Below are 18,199 nucleotides of genomic sequence, written 5' to 3' on the forward strand. Positions count from 1 at the left end.
CTTTCTACTGCATATGCTCTAAATTTAATTTCTCTCATTTTTCTCCTCCTTATTTAATGAACAATAATTTCAAATTGAGCATTAACTAATATCAATAAATAAAATTAAGTCTTTTCTTATTAGTGTTGTTTTCTCTTGCTCGTGTGTATAAATTTTAAAAATCTTCAAATTATCATCTTCTAACCAAGTTGATACATTTGAAATTACTTTATCATCACATTTATTAATAGTTATACTTGTTCCACCAACAAAATATATGGTTATTTCCATAAAACTTCTCCTCCATCTTCTAATAATTTCAATATTATTGTTTTACATCTTAAAATAATTCATTACTACTAACTCCCATTGCACTTCCTTCAAACTTCTACATAAGCTCTTTCATGACTTCTATAACTTCACCTTCAAGATTATTAAGCTTGTCTATCTCTTTTAAAAGAGCTTCTCTTCTATCACTTGCCCAATTTTGAACTGCTGAAATATTTACAAATGCATCTTCTGTGCCTTTTATAGAAATTATTCCATTATTAATTTCATATTCTCCATGCTCTCCAGAAACATCACAACTAATAACTTTTACAACTTTATTGCTAATAGTGAATTTGCTTTCCTTAACTTCTACAGGCTCGACTTTCTTAATTTCCTTTTTCCCTTTAGATTCTTTTTTAGTTTTAACTGGCATTTCTTTTTCCTCCTCTAAAATATACTTTGCTGCTTTATCAATATCATTTTCTTTAAGAGCTTTACTTATCTCTATAGATTTCTTAAGTCCTTCCTGCTCAGCCATGAATTGGTCATAACTCTCTTTTCCTTTTTTCCAATAAATATTTATATCTTGAGTTGTAAGTCCTGTGCCTACATATTTTTCTCTCATAGATTTTACAACTTCAACTCTAGTCTTTCCGTCAAAAATCATTTTAGTAATATCTTCTGCAACTTCATTTTCAATTGCTTTAACTTTCATAATTCTCTCCTCAAAACTCATATTTTCTAATGCATCAAATGCTTCTTTCATTAACTGCCCGCATCTTATTACAATGTCACATATTTCTTCATAATTAAAATCTGTCTTTTCAATTAGTGCTGTTTGAACTGTGCAATCAAAAACATTAATACACTTAACTCTTACATGTTCTTTTCCTGCTTCAACAACCTCATTTATATATTCTTGCTGTAGGGGAGTAAGCTTTTTAGCAAACTCCGCTTTCTTTTTAGCTTTCTTAATAAGTTCTCTTTTATCAGCCCTTGATTCAACTCTGTTTAATACTTCCATAATATTTCACCTCTAGAACGGCATGTCTCCATCATCGATTGGAGTGTCTATACCTTCCCAATTATTATCTACTGCATTCCCATTGGTATTACTTTCATTTCCTTGTGTTGTATTATTACCAACTTGACTTATAAAGGTGAACCCTTCAACCACTAATTCATTTGTATATCTTTTAGTCCCATCTTGAGCATCATACGAGCCAGTTCTCCAAGGGCCCTTTATGCAAACTTGTTGTCCCTTAGTAAAGTACTTACTTATAGTTTCAGCCCTTTTCCCAAAAGCAGTACAATTTATAAAATCAGCATCGTAATTTCCCTGTGCATTTTTATATTCTCTATTAACAGCTATAGTAAATTTTGCTGTACTCTTATCTCCATTAACTCTAAAATCAACATCCTTAGTAAGTCGCCCGACCATCACACAACTATTCATCTTTCTTTTTCCTCTCCTCTAATCTTTTAAGTGCTCTTATCAATACAAGCCCTATTTCGCTTAATTCTCCACCTGTTAACTCATTTTCAACTTTATTAAAAAGAATCTTTATTGCTTTTAATGCTTCCATTTAATCCTCCACTAATTCCAATCTATATTCTTGAGTCGAATTTGGATATTTTTTTAAATCAACTTTACTTAAAAACATTTTTATAGGTCTTGCATAAACTCTGCAGTTACCATATAAAGCTTTATAAACAACTAATGTTTCTCCAGTTTCAGTATGTTCAGCAACATCTAAAACTAAGTACTCTTTATTTTTAAAATGCCTTACCTTTCTACCTATCATGCTTCTTATTCTTGCTTTTTCTTGAAATGACAATTTATTCACTTCTACACCTCCAAATGTTCTTCGTAAATATAACTAGCTTCTAAATCTGCACTATGAAGCAATACCGCCCATTTGCATTTATTCCAACAACCACTTACTGTATTCCAATTTTCCTTTGGTTCATATCCGCCCATATGAGCTCTAATTGCATACATTTCATCTAATGTTAAATTTATAAAGCTACTTAATATAATTATTGATTTTTCTCCATGTCCTAATGGAACTTGATCATCAACTTTATAAAAAGGAACCTTTTCCCATCTTCCTGTAATTTCGTTCTTTTTATTTCTAGTGCTTGTTACATAAAAATTAACTTTACATAGATCATGGAGTAAACCACAAATGATTACACTTTCTAAAGGAATATTTAAATCTGTATAATGTTCTGCTTTATCCTTTAAAACTCTATATACATTTAAGCTATGTTGAGCTAGTCCACCTTCATAGTTGCTGTGATACATTGTACTTGCTGGAGCAGTAAAATAATCATGTTTGCATAACCACTCAATTAATCTATCCATTCCTGGTCTTTTAACAGTTTCCAAAATACTAATAATCTCTTTCTTATTAGTTTCAACCTTTGCTCTTATTTCTAACTCTGTCATAATCTCACTCCTAAAATGGTAACTTCCAATTTTCACTTTCTAAAAATTTTAAATCATTAAGAACTTTCTTCATTTCCTTAACATTAAGAGTTATCATTTGAAAGTCCTTAGTTAATTCAAGAACAGCTTCTCCATCTTTATTGAATTTTAAAAAACTTCTAAATCTATCCTTTTCAACATATCCCTCTATAAAGTCATGAGTTTCCATCATCTTCATGAAATCTCTTTCCTCTATAGCCTTATCAATCACTTTCGTTATTTTATCTATAGCAATATCAACCTTAGCCATATACCCTCCTATAAGTCGCTTAGACTTAATATTCTACTAATCTTATTAACGCTCTTGCAGTAATCACAACTACCACAACCTACAGGCTCAACCTTTCCCTCTTTAATAGCTTGAAATCTTTCAGTATAAAACTCCATTTCTTGAAGTTTATTATCTGTATAACCTTTATCAATTCTTATAACAGCTTTATCTGGAATATCTTCTTTAGTTACAGCTATTATGTAAGGTACTAAATCAACCTTGAACTGCTGCTTAATTAACTCCCTATAAACTGCCATCTGCTCAATATATCCATACTGCTCTATGAAGTTAAGACCACTATATTTCTTATAAATCCCTTGGGTAGTCTTTAAATCTCCAAAAAAGCCTTTATTAATATTTAATATGTCAACCATTCCTCGAAATTTAACACCAAATAATTCACCTTGAATTATTACTTCCTTTTCTCCTTGTAGAAAGTTACTACAAACTTTATCATCACTTAAAGTCTTAATCATCTTATCTGCAATTTGATAAGTACTTTTAAGCTGACCTTTTGTTGCACCCCTGGAGCTGAATAATTCTGGATTATCTATCTTAAACTGTTCAAGCGTTCCTTCACTCCATGAGTGAATATACTTACCTAATAAGAAAGCATCACTTTCAGCTTGTTTGTATTCCCCTTTGACTTTCGCTAGTGCCTTTGCTTCACATTGTTTGAATAACTTATACTGCGATACTGAAAAGGTGCTTAAATCGGCTTCAGGAGTATAATAATTATCTTTGTTTATAATCATAAAAACCTCTCTTAAACTGCTTTTTCAATATTAGATGTGAATTTTAACCTTCCTTGTACTTCATTTACTATTTCTAGTGTTTTCTTTACTGCCTTATATATTAATCCTAATCTTGCATTTTGAAGTGATAAGAAAGTAAAATCACTATTAGTACAAACCGTATATGTTAATGTTAAATCTCCTACGTTAGGTAGTTCTTTGTTTAGTCCCTTTCCTGGTTGTAATGGTTTGTTTTTTATTAATATCATTTCTACTTTATTTTCATTTGAAGTTACCGAAGAATCTACAGCTATTATAAAAGCACTTTTATGGTTCTCTTTTATTTTGCTTAATTCTCTTTTTAGATTCTTTGCATGAATGGGGTTTTCTAATGTCCCATAAAAGGGTATATTGTATTTATTTTCCTCCATACAACTTCCTAAAAATGGCGCGAAACTATCTCCAGTACATTTATCTGTCCCTATATTTACTACAACAATTTCTTCTTTTTTTGATTTCATAAATTCACTTATTATAAAATTTGAACATTTTTTAACATCAACTTCACTAACATTGAAATTTAATTCCTTGCATAAAATGTTTTCTTCTAATGTAGCCATTAAAAATCCCTCTCTTCCTCAACTTCCTTAAATTCAGTTTCAATTACTTCTTCAATAACTCCATCTGCTTCAAGCTCTTTTTCAATCTCTGATTTTTCACTTTCTACAGGCTCATTCTTAAACTCCATATCTGAAGCTTCTTCCCAAACTTTGCCTTGCTCTATACTGTCAAAATCCAACTCAATATGCTTACATAATCTTCTTAATACAGTTTTCTTGGCCATTTCACCAAAACTTTTGGTCCATGCTGCTCCATTTTTTTGTTTAGAGAAATTATTTCTTATATATTCAATTTCAGCTTTACTCATAGTTTCATAAGCCATGCTTCCATCTACGTAATAAACAACTGCAAAAGCTCCAATAATAGGTTTTGTATTAAAAGTAATTGGCTTAAAATTAACTAATTGTTTACCATCTTCTATTGATTCTTCAAAGAAATCTCCTTCTCTTACAAGCTTCGCATATATATCTTTTATTGGATTTATGCTATACTTTTTACAAAGCTTTTCCTCGCCTTTATAGTCAGTCATAAATTGAGGTTGGCCGCCATAAGTTATGACATAACATTCTTTATTGAAAAAATCTAAGCCGAGGTAAGCACCTTTCATAATGCACTTTGCTAAATTGAACTCTTGACCTTTCATTTTGGTAACATCAAGATCATTTAATACAGCAAGTGCATTTTGTTTAAATCTTAAAGTATTAAATCCTTTTGGCAATGCAGCTGCCTCTCTATCTAACATAGTAGTAAGCATAGTATTAGTTTGTTTTAAAACTACAGTTTGTAATTGATTATTTCCTGCCATTATTCTTCTTCACACTCCTTCTTATATTGCTCCATACAATCCTCACAGATAAAAACATCATTAATTTCATAATAAGCATCTCCTAAAAATATCCCATAACCACAATCAGCACATTCATAAATTTGTTTAGCACTAGGATTTTCGTACCTATAATCATACATACAATCATTCATAAATATCTATTTCTCCTCTTCAAATTCATCAAAAAACCTTATAAAATCAACTTCTCCATTACCTAAATAAATTAATTCATATCCTGTCTCCATGTTTAGCCACCTCCCTTCTTTATCACAATCAACCAAAAAAATCTAATATATTTCCATCTAAAATCTACCGATAATCCAGTACTATAGAAGGCGATAGGTAAATCCTATATATATTTACAATTCATCTAATACAATCAAAGCCTTTTCTTCATTTAAAGCTTTTTTAGCTTCAGCAAACGTCTTAAAAGTACCAACTTGTTTATATTTAAATTTTTTTATATAAATTTTTGCAATCCATTTTTTATATCTACGTGTGTAAGATATTCCAGTAATCCAACTCTTTTTATTCTTAAACATCTCAAGCTTTTGCAACGCTTCTTCTTTATATTTACTTGTAAAAATAACACTAGTTATACCTGCTTCATAAACTTCAACTGCCCACTTCCCTTTAATCATAAGGACTCTTCCTTTAGAATCATCTTCATCTTTTGCAGCATTTACTACATCTTTATTAAGAGAGCTACAATTAAATCTACATTCATTTATAGGTCTAATGTTTTTAACTTGTCCATTTTTATTAGTGAATCCAAGATGTTTTTTATACTTTTCACAAGCAATAGTTTTTGTACTATCTGGAAATATAAAATCATAAACTTTAAACCACTTACAGTTTTTACATGCCATTTTTGCTATTCACCTCAACTTTTATAACCTTAAAACCCCAATTCTTACCACTAAGTTTCTTGCACCAAGCAGAACTAATATCATTAGGCTTCATTCCAAATTTATGAGCTAATTCAGTTGCAGTATCGACTACTACTATAGGCAATTCTAATTCATCTGGTGTAACTGCTAACCATAAGTATTCGTTTGACATTTCCTCACCCCATTTATTCACTTGGCATAATGAAAACTTCAAATGATTGTGTTTTAGTTCCTTTAAATATATAATCACTTGTTACACCATTAGTAATTAAAGCGTGAATATATCCTAAAACTTCTAATGCTCTTTCTTCACTTTTATATTTTCCTAGAACTACTCCTTCATCATTTGCACCTTGAAAACCTAAAACTCCACCTTCATTATTAACTATAAAACCGTCACAACATATTAATCTTCTTTTATTTTGACTTCTTACCCAAATACTCATAATTTATCCCCTCCATATTATTGCATTACTATTCGCTATTAATTTCTTAACTGTTGTCTTAATCAACTTCATAATTCCACCTACTAACTTCTAATTAAATGATCACATCTTAAGTGAATTTTGTGAGTCCTTTTGCATATTTCTATAAATTCCTTTTGGCTTGTCCTCTTTCCAAAATTAATATTATTAAATTTAATATCTACTGTTACATCTTCTAAAATTTCTTTAAACATTTTTATACTGGTATTATCTTTTAACCAATTTAAATACTCTAACATTCTTAATCCTCCCTTTCTGTTATAATCCCTCACCTTAGATCTTGTACTAATTATTTATTATGTTAACTAAGTTTTAAGTTTTTCATTTTATAATCTTTTGTTATATTTAATTATTATCATTCTTTTTCTTTAATAACTGTCGTGCTTTATACACCTTTCTCATTACATCTACTCCATATTTATCTAGCAATATTTGAGCTGCGCATATATTACATCTATTGATAGTATCTTTGGTAGGTGGAACCCCAACTCTAAATTTATACTCTTTCATATAATTCCTCAAAAAAAAATAATCTATACTATAATATTCAAATTATTATTCTTTTGTTACTATCCTTTAATCAAAATCAAACATTATCTCTATAAATGAATGAACTGCATTGTATTTACCTATAGGTATTTCCTCCCATTTAGTAACCTTAAACTCTTTAAATATCTTGTTCTTAGCTTTTAAGTATTCAATGTCATTAGCTTGTACCAGTTCTCCTTTACTCTTATAAAGTTCTTCTTTAAGTTTTGATATTAAACTACTTACATTCTTAGACCTCAATCCTATAAGGCTCATAGCCTTGTCTATTTGACTATCCTTAGCTTGTATACTGTCTTGTACATAGGTTTGAATTGTTCCTATGCTCTGTAATATTCCTTGAACCACTTGACCCATTTGGTAAGTTCCTTGAGCTATATTCATCATTTGATTTGATAAATCTAAATTTTGCATTTGCGAGAATTGATTTTTTATATTTTGTTCTCTCATATTAAAATATCCATCAACTAATTTTTCGTATTGTTCCCATGCAAAATCATCTTCTAGTATTTTAAGAAGTTTTGAGTACCCTCTTTCTGATAGTAAGTAGATATGATTTGCATTTGCTATCGAACTATTGCTAAATCCTAAATTGTTTAATAAATCTCGGTCAATTTGATTGACTGACTTTAAATCAACTATATCAACATTTTCTTTAAATCTACTTCTATTCATATTTATAGCTTGATTTATTACCTTCAATTCTCTTCCATGTATTTCAGCAATCTCCTTAACTAACATTGCTTTCTTACCTTCACCAAATCCACCTTCTATATCGTGGAATTTCATTCCCTTAACATTTACTAATCCATTAACTCTTACATTAATTTTTCTAGACCAATGTTTTAAGTTTCCCATAATTATTTCTCCTTCCCGAATATATCTTCTTCTTTTACATCAAATGCTGATGCTATTGCTCGTCTACTATTTTTACGTGGATATACTTGTCCAGCCTCCCAAGACCAAAAAGCCTTTTGACCTGTAAAACATTTTTCAGCAGCTTCTGCCTGCGACCATCCCTTTATTACCCTTAAGACTTCTATTTTCTTATTCCATGATAAATTATTTATTACTTCGCTCACTACTTTTCACCTCCTTTGCGTTGTCTGCCTTTTAACTAGCTTACAAATATATTTTACGTAATATTACGTAAAACCTCAAAGTTTGTATTTACGTAAATTTACGTAAATATTCGAATATTATTGCATATTTTTGAAATAAATTATCGATACTTAATATTACTAAAAGTTACGTAATATTATTGACATAGTTACGTAAATTACGTATAATTTCAAATAAGGAGATGATTTCATGAATGAAAAAACAATTGGAGATAGAATAAAGGAATTAAGAAATGAACGTAGCATCAAATTAAAACGTAAATATACTGGTAAAATGTTGGCCGAGGATTTAGGTATATCAAGATCTTATTTAGGTGATATTGAAAGTGGCAGAACTACTCCAAACGAAATCCTATTAGGGAAAATAGCAGATATATTCGATGTAGACATCTATGAACTTATTGGCGATGGTAAAGATATAACTATTGATAATTCAAATGTTATTGAACTAAAACAATCTAAAAAAGTTACAGATGCTATAAGAAAAATAGATGATAATGCAGCAATAAAAAAATACATTAAAGATACTGATTTTAACGAATTATTTAGTAGGATATTAGACGAAAATTCTACTCCTATTATAATGTTGTTAAAAGATAATATCGAAAAACTTTCTAAAGTTGAAGAAGAAGAGTTTAAAGAAATAAACAATATAAATAAAAATGACTACTCTCTAGAAGCAAGTATTGTAAAACATAAATTCATTTCAAATTCTAATAAAAATATACTTAATAAAATTAATAGTATTTTAAATTTAGAAATTGCTAAAACTGCTGCTATTCTTGATTCAAAGAATAAATACTCAAATGAAACTATTGCTGCTCACTCTAAAGAATTTGCTACTCTAGAAGATATTAAACATGATGATGATATTATGGATAATGATGATTTCTGGAATGAATAGTAGGTGATTTAATGGGTTATGAGAATTTATTAAATGAATGTAGTAATTTGGGAATAAAAGTAAAAGAAGTAGTTTTAAAAAGTGCAGATGGACGTTGTAAAGGCAATAGAATTGCGATTAATAAAAACTTATCCACCCAGACTGAGAAAAAATGTGTTCTTGCTGAAGAACTTGGTCATTATCACACTACTTATGGAGATATAAGAGATCAAACAAAAATTGAAAATATAAAACAAGAGATAATTGCCCGCAGATGGGGGTATGAAAGACTCGTTGGTATGATAGATATAATAAATGCATATAGATATGGTGTAAGAAATAGGCATGAATTAGCTGAATATTTAGATGTTACAGAAGAATTTTTAAATGAAGCAATTGAATACTATAAATGTAAACATGGAATTTATTATCAAATAGATAACTATCTAATATACTTTGAACCATTAGGAGTAATGAAAATATTTTAGAATGGAGATATAAATATGATATTCGCTAATAAAGAAGCTGAGAATTTATTTCTTGAATATAATAAAGAATTCGGACTACAACATATTAACTGTGATATTCTAATTACAGTAGAAAATATTGAGTATTTAAAAGAACTTATTGAGAAAATAGATGATTAAATTTTAGGAGATGATAACTTGAATACCATTGCTATTTATACTCGTAAATCTAAATTCACCGGAAAAGGTGAGTCTATTGAAAATCAAATAGAAAAATGTAAAAAGTTCATCGAGTTCAAATTTAATATTGATAGTAAAAATGTTAAGATTTTTATTGATGAAGGTTTTAGCGGTAAAAATGAAGATAGACCTGAATATCAACGAATGATGAATCAAATAAAATCAAAACAAATAAATTCTATAGTTATATATCAGCTTAATAGATTAGGTAGAAATGCTAGAGATATTCACAATGCTATGCAATTATGTGATGACCTAGGAACTATAATTTATAGCGCCACTGAAGGTTTCGATAGTTCCACTAGCTTTGGTAGAGCTGTTATAGGTATACTTGCTTCATTAGCTCAGCTAGAACGCGAACAGCTGGCAGAACGTGTCAAAGATAATATGTATACTCTTGCTAAAATGGGTAGATGGCTTGGAGGTCAATCCCCTTTAGGATTTGATGGAAGTAGAGAATACTATATTGATGAAAATGGTAAAGAACGTTCCGTAACTGAATTAAAACCAAATAAAGAAGAGCTAAATATTGTTAAATTAATATACCAAAAATATCTAGAAGAGAAATCTTTATCTCAAGTTGCTAAATGGTCACTAACGAATCATTTACAAGGTAAAAATGGTGGTAATATTACTAAGTCTGCAATAAATGTTATATTAAAAAATCCTGTATATGTAAAATCTACAGATAAAGTTTTAGAATATTTAGAGAAAGAAAATTATGAGGTTTGCGGCATCGCTAATGGAAATGGTCTTTTACGCTATGGTAAAGATAATGAACAAATAATTGCTGTATCAAAACACAAAGGTATAATTAATGCTGATGACTGGATAAAAGTTCAAAATATCCTTAAAGAAAATACAGATAAAGCCCCAAGACGCGGAAAAACCAATACAGCTCTATTAACTGGTATATTAAAATGCGATTGTGGGTCATCTATGAATGTTACTCATAGTAAATTGAAAAATGGCACAAAGACATTTTATTATCAATGTGCTATGAAGGTTGCTTCTGGAGGTACTAGATGTAAATCCAAAAATTTAAATGGTCCTCTTTTAGAAGAAAAGTTAATTGATTACTTGAAGAACTACTCTGAAATTCAAATAATAGCTGATTTAGAAAATATATTAAATAAATCTAATGAGTTGAATTTAAAATTGGCAGCTGAATCAATTGATGCAAGTATAGATCAATGCAATAAATCTATTAAAGCTTTATTAAATAAATTAAAAGTTATAGAAGATTTAGAAGTTAGTAAAATAATAATTGATGAGTTAACAAAAGAAAAAGATAAAAAGAAGAATCTTGAAAAACAAAAAGAGAATTTACTTGAAGATGAAGCTTCAAAATCGTTATCTGAAGCTGAAATATTAGAAGTTTTAAATTTAGTTGAACACTTTAAAAATAACATAGACTCTTTAGACTTCGAATCAAAGAAAAAACTACTAAATGAAATGATAGAATCTATTGTAATGGATACTGGTGAATTTATTATCAATTTTAATATAAAAAAAAACTAGATAATGCGTTAAACACATTGTCTAGTTTGTATCTTAAGTATAGCTATTTGCAGTTTAGCCCATCATGCTTCTGTGTGTCCAACAAATAATCCTGCTTTTTCTCCTGCACAAAATAAGTTATCTACTCCACTAACTTTCATATCGTTAGTTCTTGGTGCTACTGATAAATATCTTATTGAGTTTCCTTTACTTCCTGCATAAGGATCAACATATTTTGCACGCTCTAATCCTTTTATCTTTCTTAGTTTTTGTAGTGGATAATAAGTTGTCATAAGCTTAGCATGACCTGTATCTAGTAACACTATATTTTCTGCAAATTCCTTTAATGCATATTGTTGGCAAACCTTTGTGCTAAGCTTTCCATAATTAACATCTTCTTCTGGAACCTTTAATACAACTACTCCTGTTTTATCTAGTTGTTCTCTTATTTCTGTAGATAAGCTTTCCTTTGCCAATTTACAAGAACCTGAAAATGCCCCAAGCTCATCTCCACTTCTTTCTCCTTGTATATCTTGAACTCCACATCTTGCACTAATGCTTATTCTTGGTCCAAAAGCTGGACATCTTAATATACACATTGAGCATCCATTACCATATCTTAAGCAATTTCCCATTGGTCCTGTTGAACCTGTAGTTTCTATAAAAACATCTCCATCTATATATCTATCGTCACTTAAAATGATGCCTCTTATTTTTTTATTATCTACATCAACATCCTTAACTCTGGTTTCTGTATAAATATTAATTCCTAGGTTTTTTAAATATTTTCTTACTTCACCTTCAATTATATTTACATCATAAAGTGTTGCATGTTTATGACCTGGGAATTCTATATCCTTATGCCTTGCACATTTGTCTGTAATTTCTATTAAATCACCTGAACCTAAAGCTATAAGCTCTTCAGATGCAGTATATCTACCATTATTCCTCATTATTCCGCCAACGTTTCCAAGACCAAGAAGCAGATCTGTCTTTTCAAATAAATGAACTTCTGCACCTGCTTTTTTTGCTGTAATTGCTGCAGCACAACCTGCCCAGCCTCCCCCAACGATAACAACCTTCATATTAATCTCCTCCCCTCAAAAATTCCTCTTGGGCTTGCTTGAACTTTACAAAATCTTTTTACTTTATGTCCTGCAAACCTTGCAGTACATGCTCCACAGACTCCTTCACCACAGCACATTTTAAAATTATTACAGCATGATAAATCAATGTCTTGTCTTTCTAAGCTATCTAAAAATTCAATGACATTATAAGTTAAAATATCTGCTCCTGCTATATGAATTAGAGATATATTGTTATATTTAATTAATGACTTTATAGCCACTTTTCCTTCTGCTGATAATTTTCCTTTATCTATTAAATTCATCTCTTGTGGTACTATTTCTAATTTTTCAAGATAATCTGACACATAAATATCATCAAAAGGTGCCTTATCAACAATTAGTGTAACTACGTTATCTCTGTCTATTAATTTTTTTAATACTGGAATCATTGGAGCCATCCCTATTCCTCTTGCAATAACTAAAACATGATTATTTTTTTGTTTTCTTATGTTCTTTAATCCAAATATACCATTCCAGTAAGGTCCTCTTATTGTTATTTCTCCACCCTTTTCAAGCTCTAAAAGTTTTTTAGTTTTTACTCCTCTTATTTCTATCATTATAGATAATATATCATTATCTGTATCAGCATCTAATATAGATATAGGCACATCGAAATATATATTATCCTCTTCACTTCTAACAAAAATGAAGCTTCCTGGTTTTGCTAAATCTATAACTAATTTATGAGGTGCTTCAAATTTCACTAATAATACTTCATCTGAAAATAATTTTCTTTCTACTATTTTGCAATTATAAGTTTTTCTTTGTTCTTTTGCCTTCCCACCATTATCATGTAACTCTTGATATATGCATACACCTTTCCAGTTTAGACAATCACAAAAATGACTACCTTGAAGTTGAGAGCAAAGTATACATTCACCAGACTCAGCTAAGTGACATGGACAATATTCAGTACCAGCATCTATACAATCAATTGTCTCCTTCAACATTTTATCCTCTAAAAAAATACTATACACTATAGATTATTTAAATTTTTGCTTTTTGTTACAATTAACATTTTTATTATACAAATTCTCATAGTTATACTTTAGAATAACTAAATTTTTATATTTAAAATATTCCAAATTAAAAGGGATGTCCATATGAACATCCCTTTTATTGTACTTATTTCAACAAAGCTATTTATTTTTAAAATATACCTTATTTTAGTATTACTCTATAGTTATGAAGACTAACATTATAATCTCTTAACATTTCTATTATTGTATCTCTAAATTCATTTTGTTTTGACTTTCTTTTTACCACCTTTACTTTATTATTATTTTTGAATTTTAAGAACTTATTACCTTTATAATTTTTTGTTAAAACTGCAGCAGTCTTTACTATCATATCATCCCAATTTTCTACTTCAACTTTATGATTATCTAATTTAAATAAACGAGGCTCTTTAGATGTAAAATCTTCATAAATTGCTGTATTTTCTTCATCATCTTTTTCTAATAATACTTCATTGCCTCCTTTACTATCTATTTCATTTTTTTTTTCTTCTAAGCTATCTTTTTCATCTTTCTTTCCATTATTTTTATCATTATCATCTTTTTTATCATTTGTATCATCTGCATTTTCCATCCATTCTATATAGTTTTTTATATTGTTTGCTATGTTGTATAGCTCCATTGAAGTTTCTCTATATTTTCCACTTAAAGTAAAATTTCTATCTTCTTTTACTATATTACTAGATTTCTCTTCTATATAATCAATAGATTCCTCTAAAGTATCTTTTAATCCCTTTAGTGATTCTTTGATTTTCTCAGCCACTTCTGGAAATTCATCTCTTATATAAGACATTAAAGTTACATCTATTATTTCACTTTCCTTTTGATCTTTAACTAAAATATCATTATTGTTTTCTTTAAAAAATTCCTCTTTTTCATTGTTATCACCTGCAAAAATATTAAACTTCTTCATAGCCATTTTTATTATTCCTCCAAAGATTTTATAAAATTGTAGCCATTATATTTAATGGCTCTCCTATTAATTTATAATATTAAATTGTTATTTATTACAAATTTATACTATAAAATTTCAGATAAAAAAACACAGACTATAGTAACCTATATTACTAGGTAACTATAGTCTGTATGTTTTTTTAATAACTACTTACTAAGTTGTCATCATTTTCTTTTTTCTTCCAGAAGATAATAGCTGAAGCTATTACTGCTAAGCATATTAATGCATGTACTATAAATAAGTCATTTCCTATGCTTCCAAATAATATCATTACTGATCCTATAATAGCTAATATAGGATTTACCTTACTTCTAAATACACCCTTAATTTCGCCTTTGTTTCCAAGTGAAATAACTTTAACATATAGTAAAATATATAATATATAACTAATAGTTATTGATATTTCTGAAATATCAGAGTTTTGAAGTAAGTTAAATTTTGTTGTTAAGTAATGTAATACTAACCATAAGCAGCTTATTGCAAATGCAACAATAGCTGAATTTACAGGCATTAATACCTTTTCATTTACTTTTGCTATTTTTTCTGAATTTGGGAACATTCCTCTTTTAGCTAATGAATGTGGTAATCTTATTAACCCTAAAGTTAATCCATTAACAGTTCCCATAATTGAAATTATAACAAATATTAATACTAGTTTTGCTCCCCATGGCCCAAATAAATTATTTGCAGCTAAATCAACGTGAGCATCTCCAAGTGCCATTATTTGTTCTGGTCCAACATATATGCTTATTCCTACAAAATATAAAAGATATATTGCTAAAATAAATATTGGTGCTATTATTAATGCCCTTGGTAGATTTTTCTTTGAATCCTTTATTTCATGTCCTATTGATGTAGATACAACCCATCCATCAAATGAAAACGCAATTGGTGCAATGGCTGCTATCCATGTTGTTGACTGCATAGAAGTTACATGTTCTAAAGAAATACTATTTGAATCACCAAATATTACGCCTAAAATTGCAATTAAAACTAGTGGTATAATTTTTATTACAGTTGAGGCATTTTGAAAATATCCACCATACTTTGCTGACATAGTATTAACTATAAATGCTAATACCATAATTGCAAGTCCAATTAAAATTTGAGTTTCAAGAGTACCATTTATACCAAATAGTAAACAAATATATATTCCTGCAACCCATGAAACTACAGCTATTAATGTTGGGAAGTATAAGAAAGTTTGGAACCAACCAAATGCACATGCTATAGATTTATTATAATACTGCTCTGCATAAGCTATTAGTCCACCTGATTCATTACTTCTTGATGCAAGTTCTCCAATTGTTAAGCTTCCAAAAATTATCGCTATAGCCGCAATACAAAATACTAAAACTCCTAAGCTAATGCTTCCTCCTGTGGCTATCAATATGTTGTCACTTTTAAAGAATATCCCAGACCCAATAACAATTCCTACTATCATTGCTATGGCTGTAAATAATCCATATTCGTTCTTTTTCATTTTATCACCCTACCATCCTACATGATTACTAATAATAATACCACTTTTATTATTAATGGTTATAATATAACATCTATTCGTATTGTAGTAAATATTCCCTTGATTTTTTTATGATTTTATTACAAATAACTATATTTTGACTTCGATTTATTAATTTTTATACATGTTTATGTATATTTTTTATTTTTTCTGTCGTTTTTTTTACAAAATCAATGGTTATTTTACTAATGTTTTTTCTATTTTTTAAATAAATCTTCGCCTAATGCTACAAAGCTTTGTAATGCCATAAATGCCTTTATATCAAACTTTTCGTCCTTTAATAATAGTTCTTTTGCTTCTTCTCTTGATACTAAAATTGTTTCTATATCTTCGTCTTCCTCTAAATTATCTTTAGAAATCTCTCCACTGCATATGCAATATGCTAATGAAACTGATTCATCTGTCATTCCTGCTGATAAATATAATTGTTTACCACTTTTTTCTTTTATTATTTCTTCTAACTTTAATCCTGTTTCTTCTCTTAATTCTCTTTCAACAGTTGTAAATATATTTTCTTCTGGATCTATAAGACCTGCTGGTAATTCATAAATATAATCATTTAATGGAACTCTAAATTGCTTTATTATGATTAATTTTTTTTCTTCTTTATGGAATCCAAGTACTACAACAGCATCTACTTTACCTTCTTTTCCATTAAAGTATTGCTCACTTAAATCTTCTTTTGTTTTTCTTGAAGCAATTATCCATGATTTTTCCTTTCCTGACTTATTAACATAATCTGCTTTATACATGCTTAAGAATTTTGTTTCTGCTAATGTTGTTAATTTTTTTATTTTATTAATTTCCATAAATATTTCCTCCATTCATTAAGTGATTTTTAATCTAAATAGTAGTTTATTAGGTTAATTAGCTACAACTCTAGTTGAATCCTTTGATATTTCTTTCATTAATTACTATTTTATACTAATAATTAACTTTATAAAAGAAAAAAGTACTAATATTCTTAGTACTTTAAAGTTAACATTATATTTATATATAACTATTCTAATACTTTTTCTTCATAATCCTTTTTAGTGAATTTACTTTTACATGTTAAAGATTGCTTTAATAATTCTTCGTTTCCATCACTAAAAGATACTTTTCCTACTATTTCTCCACTATTTAAATCAATAACTGGATTAAATACCTCTACTTCTACAGATCCTTCACCTCTAAATCCATAGTCAAAATCACAATCTTCTATTAATGTACCTAAATTAATAAATTCGCTAGTGTTTATAATTTCTTTTACGTTATTTGTTTTAAAACAATAATTTGCACTTACATATTTAAAAATTTTATCTGTTACATTCCAACGATCGCTACAATTTAAAACTACTATTATAATATCTCTATCTTCATATATGACAGATGATACTAAACATTTTCCTGCCTGACCTGTATATCCAGTCTTTACTCCATTTGCATTTGGTATCTTCCAAAGTATTTTATTTATGTTGTTATATTCTCTTGTAAAATTATATTGATCTTTAGATATTGTCTTTGCCCCACAAATACTTCTAAAAACATCATTTTCCATTGCTTTAGAAGTTAAAAGTGCTAAGTCATAGGCAGTGGTATAATGTTTTCCACTATCTAAACCATGAGGGCTTTCAAAATGAGAACTTATAAGTCCTAAACTTTTTGCATAATCATTCATTATATTTGAAAAGTTTTCTACAGAACCTCCAATATCTTCAGCTATTGCTATAGCTGCATCATTACCACTTTTAAATAGTAATCCATATAAAAGTTCTCTCATTTTTATTTTTTCACCTGCTATATACCCAACTGTTGAACCTCTTATACTTGCTGCATTTTTACTTATAGTTACTTCTCTATCCAAATTTCCATAATTTATTGCAACTAATGCTGTAAGGATTTTAGTTGTACTTGCCATTGGTACAATTTCATTAGAATTTTGTGAATATAATATTTGCTTTGTTTTTCCGTCTAATGCTATTGCGCATCTTGCAGATACTCTTAAATCATTGGTTAATAAATTATTTATATCAACATCATTTATTTCATCTTCCTCAATTATTGCTAATTCTTCATCAGGATCCTCTTCTTCAAAAGAAGCAGCGTAAGTAACTACATTACCAAAAATAGAAAAAATTAAAGTTACAGTTAAGGTTAATGCTAAAAGTTTTACCTTCATTACTATATCACCTCTATTTTCTCCTTACAGATGTAGTATTTTCATTTTTTTTAATTTTAAACATTTTCTGAACATGAATATTTAGTTTATTTTT

General features: G+C 28.7%; 27 protein-coding genes and 2 pseudogenes. 4 read left to right on the top strand and 25 right to left on the bottom strand.

What is annotated here, in order from left to right; all coding sequences use genetic code 11:
* Positions 1-81: 81 nt before the first annotated feature.
* The 19 genes from LPC13_RS05170 to LPC13_RS05255 form a co-directional block, all read right to left on the bottom strand.
* Positions 82-270: a hypothetical protein gene (locus LPC13_RS05170; protein WP_234088653.1), complete on the bottom strand. Its 189-nt coding sequence runs from the start codon at positions 268-270 to the stop codon at positions 82-84.
* A gap of 97 nt (positions 271-367) precedes the next feature.
* Positions 368-1,273, bottom strand: coding sequence for a hypothetical protein (locus tag LPC13_RS05175; protein ID WP_234088654.1), 906 nt, complete (start codon positions 1,271-1,273; stop codon positions 368-370).
* 12 nt (positions 1,274-1,285) lie between these two features.
* Positions 1,286-1,705, bottom strand: coding sequence for a single-stranded DNA-binding protein (locus LPC13_RS05180; protein WP_234088655.1), 420 nt, complete (start codon positions 1,703-1,705; stop codon positions 1,286-1,288).
* Positions 1,698-1,835, bottom strand: coding sequence for a hypothetical protein (locus tag LPC13_RS05185; RefSeq protein ID WP_234088656.1), 138 nt, complete (start codon positions 1,833-1,835; stop codon positions 1,698-1,700). Before LPC13_RS05185 ends, LPC13_RS05180 begins: the two co-directional genes overlap by 8 nt.
* On the bottom strand, positions 1,836-2,096 hold the full coding sequence (locus tag LPC13_RS05190) for a DUF1653 domain-containing protein (RefSeq protein WP_234088657.1): 261 nt from the start codon (positions 2,094-2,096) through the stop codon (positions 1,836-1,838). It abuts the gene before it with no gap.
* Positions 2,097-2,098: 2 nt separating this feature from the next.
* The gene (locus tag LPC13_RS05195; RefSeq protein WP_234088658.1) at positions 2,099-2,701 is read right to left on the bottom strand and encodes an HD domain-containing protein; all 603 of its coding nucleotides are present in this window, start codon (positions 2,699-2,701) and stop codon (positions 2,099-2,101) included.
* A gap of 10 nt (positions 2,702-2,711) precedes the next feature.
* On the bottom strand, positions 2,712-2,990 hold the full coding sequence (locus LPC13_RS05200) for a hypothetical protein (protein ID WP_234088659.1): 279 nt from the start codon (positions 2,988-2,990) through the stop codon (positions 2,712-2,714).
* Between the two features lie 8 nt (positions 2,991-2,998).
* Entirely contained in the window at positions 2,999-3,766 is a 768-nt protein-coding gene (locus LPC13_RS05205; protein ID WP_234088660.1) for a PD-(D/E)XK nuclease-like domain-containing protein, read from the bottom strand.
* A gap of 11 nt (positions 3,767-3,777) precedes the next feature.
* Positions 3,778-4,365, bottom strand: coding sequence for a spore protease YyaC (yyaC, locus tag LPC13_RS05210; protein ID WP_234088661.1), 588 nt, complete (start codon positions 4,363-4,365; stop codon positions 3,778-3,780).
* The gene (locus LPC13_RS05215) at positions 4,365-5,171 is read right to left on the bottom strand and encodes a RecT family recombinase (RefSeq protein ID WP_234088662.1); all 807 of its coding nucleotides are present in this window, start codon (positions 5,169-5,171) and stop codon (positions 4,365-4,367) included. The genes yyaC and LPC13_RS05215 overlap by 1 nt, the downstream gene beginning before the upstream one ends.
* A complete protein-coding gene (locus tag LPC13_RS05220; RefSeq protein ID WP_234088663.1) occupies positions 5,171-5,344 on the bottom strand; it encodes a hypothetical protein in 174 nt (57 codons plus the stop codon). Before LPC13_RS05220 ends, LPC13_RS05215 begins: the two co-directional genes overlap by 1 nt.
* Positions 5,345-5,350: 6 nt before the next feature.
* Positions 5,351-5,473, bottom strand: a complete 123-nt coding sequence (locus LPC13_RS16950; RefSeq protein ID WP_267955934.1) for a hypothetical protein — start codon at positions 5,471-5,473, stop codon at positions 5,351-5,353.
* A gap of 78 nt (positions 5,474-5,551) precedes the next feature.
* The gene (locus tag LPC13_RS05225; RefSeq protein WP_234088664.1) at positions 5,552-6,061 is read right to left on the bottom strand and encodes an AP2 domain-containing protein; all 510 of its coding nucleotides are present in this window, start codon (positions 6,059-6,061) and stop codon (positions 5,552-5,554) included.
* Complete coding sequence (locus LPC13_RS05230; RefSeq protein ID WP_234088665.1) at positions 6,051-6,254, bottom strand: hypothetical protein; 204 nt, start codon at positions 6,252-6,254, stop codon at positions 6,051-6,053. The genes LPC13_RS05225 and LPC13_RS05230 overlap by 11 nt, the downstream gene beginning before the upstream one ends.
* 13 nt (positions 6,255-6,267) lie before the next feature.
* Positions 6,268-6,528 carry a hypothetical protein gene (locus tag LPC13_RS05235; RefSeq protein WP_234088666.1) on the bottom strand — a complete coding sequence of 87 codons (261 nt, stop codon included), beginning with the start codon at positions 6,526-6,528 and terminating at the stop codon, positions 6,268-6,270.
* An 83-nt stretch (positions 6,529-6,611) separates the two neighbouring features.
* On the bottom strand, positions 6,612-6,806 hold the full coding sequence (locus LPC13_RS05240; protein ID WP_234088667.1) for a hypothetical protein: 195 nt from the start codon (positions 6,804-6,806) through the stop codon (positions 6,612-6,614).
* 106 nt (positions 6,807-6,912) lie between these two features.
* Positions 6,913-7,077 (bottom strand): hypothetical protein, encoded by a 165-nt coding sequence (locus tag LPC13_RS05245; RefSeq protein WP_234088668.1) that lies wholly within the window; start codon positions 7,075-7,077, stop codon positions 6,913-6,915.
* 66 nt (positions 7,078-7,143) lie between these two features.
* Entirely contained in the window at positions 7,144-7,971 is an 828-nt protein-coding gene (locus LPC13_RS05250) for an ORF6N domain-containing protein (RefSeq protein WP_234088669.1), read from the bottom strand.
* Positions 7,972-7,973: 2 nt separating this feature from the next.
* The gene (locus tag LPC13_RS05255) at positions 7,974-8,195 is read right to left on the bottom strand and encodes a helix-turn-helix transcriptional regulator (protein WP_234088670.1); all 222 of its coding nucleotides are present in this window, start codon (positions 8,193-8,195) and stop codon (positions 7,974-7,976) included.
* Positions 8,196-8,424: 229 nt separating this feature from the next.
* On the opposite strand from LPC13_RS05255, the gene LPC13_RS05260 reads away from it, so the two are divergent.
* From LPC13_RS05260 to LPC13_RS05275, 4 genes are read left to right on the top strand one after another with little or no spacing between them, the layout of a single operon-like run.
* Positions 8,425-9,138, top strand: a complete 714-nt coding sequence (locus LPC13_RS05260; RefSeq protein ID WP_234088671.1) for a helix-turn-helix domain-containing protein — start codon at positions 8,425-8,427, stop codon at positions 9,136-9,138.
* An 11-nt stretch (positions 9,139-9,149) separates the two neighbouring features.
* On the top strand, positions 9,150-9,605 hold the full coding sequence (locus LPC13_RS05265; protein ID WP_234088672.1) for an ImmA/IrrE family metallo-endopeptidase: 456 nt from the start codon (positions 9,150-9,152) through the stop codon (positions 9,603-9,605).
* A 15-nt stretch (positions 9,606-9,620) separates the two neighbouring features.
* Positions 9,621-9,764 (top strand): hypothetical protein, encoded by a 144-nt coding sequence (locus LPC13_RS05270; protein ID WP_234088673.1) that lies wholly within the window; start codon positions 9,621-9,623, stop codon positions 9,762-9,764.
* 18 nt (positions 9,765-9,782) lie between these two features.
* A complete protein-coding gene (locus LPC13_RS05275; RefSeq protein WP_234088674.1) occupies positions 9,783-11,345 on the top strand; it encodes a recombinase family protein in 1,563 nt (520 codons plus the stop codon).
* A gap of 65 nt (positions 11,346-11,410) precedes the next feature.
* Here the strand turns inward: LPC13_RS05275 and LPC13_RS05280 are convergent.
* The 6 genes and pseudogenes from LPC13_RS05280 to LPC13_RS17080 form a co-directional block, all read right to left on the bottom strand.
* A pseudogene (locus LPC13_RS05280) lies at positions 11,411-12,409 on the bottom strand (FAD-dependent oxidoreductase); the annotation flags it as partial.
* Positions 12,406-13,401, bottom strand: coding sequence for a sulfide/dihydroorotate dehydrogenase-like FAD/NAD-binding protein (locus tag LPC13_RS05285; protein WP_040419332.1), 996 nt, complete (start codon positions 13,399-13,401; stop codon positions 12,406-12,408). The pseudogene LPC13_RS05280 and the gene LPC13_RS05285, both read right to left, overlap by 4 nt.
* A gap of 211 nt (positions 13,402-13,612) precedes the next feature.
* A complete protein-coding gene (locus LPC13_RS05290) occupies positions 13,613-14,386 on the bottom strand; it encodes a hypothetical protein (protein WP_234088675.1) in 774 nt (257 codons plus the stop codon).
* Positions 14,387-14,561: 175 nt separating this feature from the next.
* A complete protein-coding gene (locus tag LPC13_RS05295) occupies positions 14,562-15,905 on the bottom strand; it encodes an APC family permease (protein ID WP_005213187.1) in 1,344 nt (447 codons plus the stop codon).
* 236 nt (positions 15,906-16,141) lie between these two features.
* The gene (locus LPC13_RS05300; RefSeq protein WP_040419330.1) at positions 16,142-16,753 is read right to left on the bottom strand and encodes an NUDIX hydrolase; all 612 of its coding nucleotides are present in this window, start codon (positions 16,751-16,753) and stop codon (positions 16,142-16,144) included.
* A gap of 428 nt (positions 16,754-17,181) precedes the next feature.
* Positions 17,182-18,105: pseudogene (locus LPC13_RS17080) on the bottom strand (D-alanyl-D-alanine carboxypeptidase family protein); the annotation flags it as partial.
* Positions 18,106-18,199: the final 94 nt, after the last annotated feature.

Source organism: Clostridium celatum (assembly GCF_021412605.1).
Classification (GTDB): Bacteria; Bacillota; Clostridia; order Clostridiales; family Clostridiaceae; genus Clostridium; species Clostridium celatum.

Bases quoted from the DNA above. Each gene is read 5' to 3' on its own strand.
- LPC13_RS05170 (WP_234088653.1), bottom strand. From the start codon at position 270: ATGGAAATAACCATATATTTTGTTGGTGGAACAAGTATAACTATTAAT.
- LPC13_RS05175 (WP_234088654.1), bottom strand. From the start codon at position 1,273: ATGGAAGTATTAAACAGAGTTGAATCAAGGGCTGATAAAAGAGAACTT.
- LPC13_RS05180 (WP_234088655.1), bottom strand. From the start codon at position 1,705: ATGAATAGTTGTGTGATGGTCGGGCGACTTACTAAGGATGTTGATTTT.
- LPC13_RS05185 (WP_234088656.1), bottom strand. From the start codon at position 1,835: ATGGAAGCATTAAAAGCAATAAAGATTCTTTTTAATAAAGTTGAAAAT.
- LPC13_RS05195 (WP_234088658.1), bottom strand. From the start codon at position 2,701: ATGACAGAGTTAGAAATAAGAGCAAAGGTTGAAACTAATAAGAAAGAG.
- LPC13_RS05200 (WP_234088659.1), bottom strand. From the start codon at position 2,990: ATGGCTAAGGTTGATATTGCTATAGATAAAATAACGAAAGTGATTGAT.
- LPC13_RS05205 (WP_234088660.1), bottom strand. From the start codon at position 3,766: ATGATTATAAACAAAGATAATTATTATACTCCTGAAGCCGATTTAAGC.
- yyaC (WP_234088661.1), bottom strand. From the start codon at position 4,365: ATGGCTACATTAGAAGAAAACATTTTATGCAAGGAATTAAATTTCAAT.
- LPC13_RS05215 (WP_234088662.1), bottom strand. From the start codon at position 5,171: ATGGCAGGAAATAATCAATTACAAACTGTAGTTTTAAAACAAACTAAT.
- LPC13_RS05220 (WP_234088663.1), bottom strand. From the start codon at position 5,344: ATGAATGATTGTATGTATGATTATAGGTACGAAAATCCTAGTGCTAAA.
- LPC13_RS05225 (WP_234088664.1), bottom strand. From the start codon at position 6,061: ATGGCATGTAAAAACTGTAAGTGGTTTAAAGTTTATGATTTTATATTT.
- LPC13_RS05230 (WP_234088665.1), bottom strand. From the start codon at position 6,254: ATGTCAAACGAATACTTATGGTTAGCAGTTACACCAGATGAATTAGAA.
- LPC13_RS05235 (WP_234088666.1), bottom strand. From the start codon at position 6,528: ATGAGTATTTGGGTAAGAAGTCAAAATAAAAGAAGATTAATATGTTGT.
- LPC13_RS05240 (WP_234088667.1), bottom strand. From the start codon at position 6,806: ATGTTAGAGTATTTAAATTGGTTAAAAGATAATACCAGTATAAAAATG.
- LPC13_RS05245 (WP_234088668.1), bottom strand. From the start codon at position 7,077: ATGAAAGAGTATAAATTTAGAGTTGGGGTTCCACCTACCAAAGATACT.
- LPC13_RS05250 (WP_234088669.1), bottom strand. From the start codon at position 7,971: ATGGGAAACTTAAAACATTGGTCTAGAAAAATTAATGTAAGAGTTAAT.
- LPC13_RS05260 (WP_234088671.1), top strand. From the start codon at position 8,425: ATGAATGAAAAAACAATTGGAGATAGAATAAAGGAATTAAGAAATGAA.
- LPC13_RS05265 (WP_234088672.1), top strand. From the start codon at position 9,150: ATGGGTTATGAGAATTTATTAAATGAATGTAGTAATTTGGGAATAAAA.
- LPC13_RS05270 (WP_234088673.1), top strand. From the start codon at position 9,621: ATGATATTCGCTAATAAAGAAGCTGAGAATTTATTTCTTGAATATAAT.
- LPC13_RS05285 (WP_040419332.1), bottom strand. From the start codon at position 13,401: ATGTTGAAGGAGACAATTGATTGTATAGATGCTGGTACTGAATATTGT.
- LPC13_RS05290 (WP_234088675.1), bottom strand. From the start codon at position 14,386: ATGGCTATGAAGAAGTTTAATATTTTTGCAGGTGATAACAATGAAAAA.
- LPC13_RS05295 (WP_005213187.1), bottom strand. From the start codon at position 15,905: ATGAAAAAGAACGAATATGGATTATTTACAGCCATAGCAATGATAGTA.
- LPC13_RS05300 (WP_040419330.1), bottom strand. From the start codon at position 16,753: ATGGAAATTAATAAAATAAAAAAATTAACAACATTAGCAGAAACAAAA.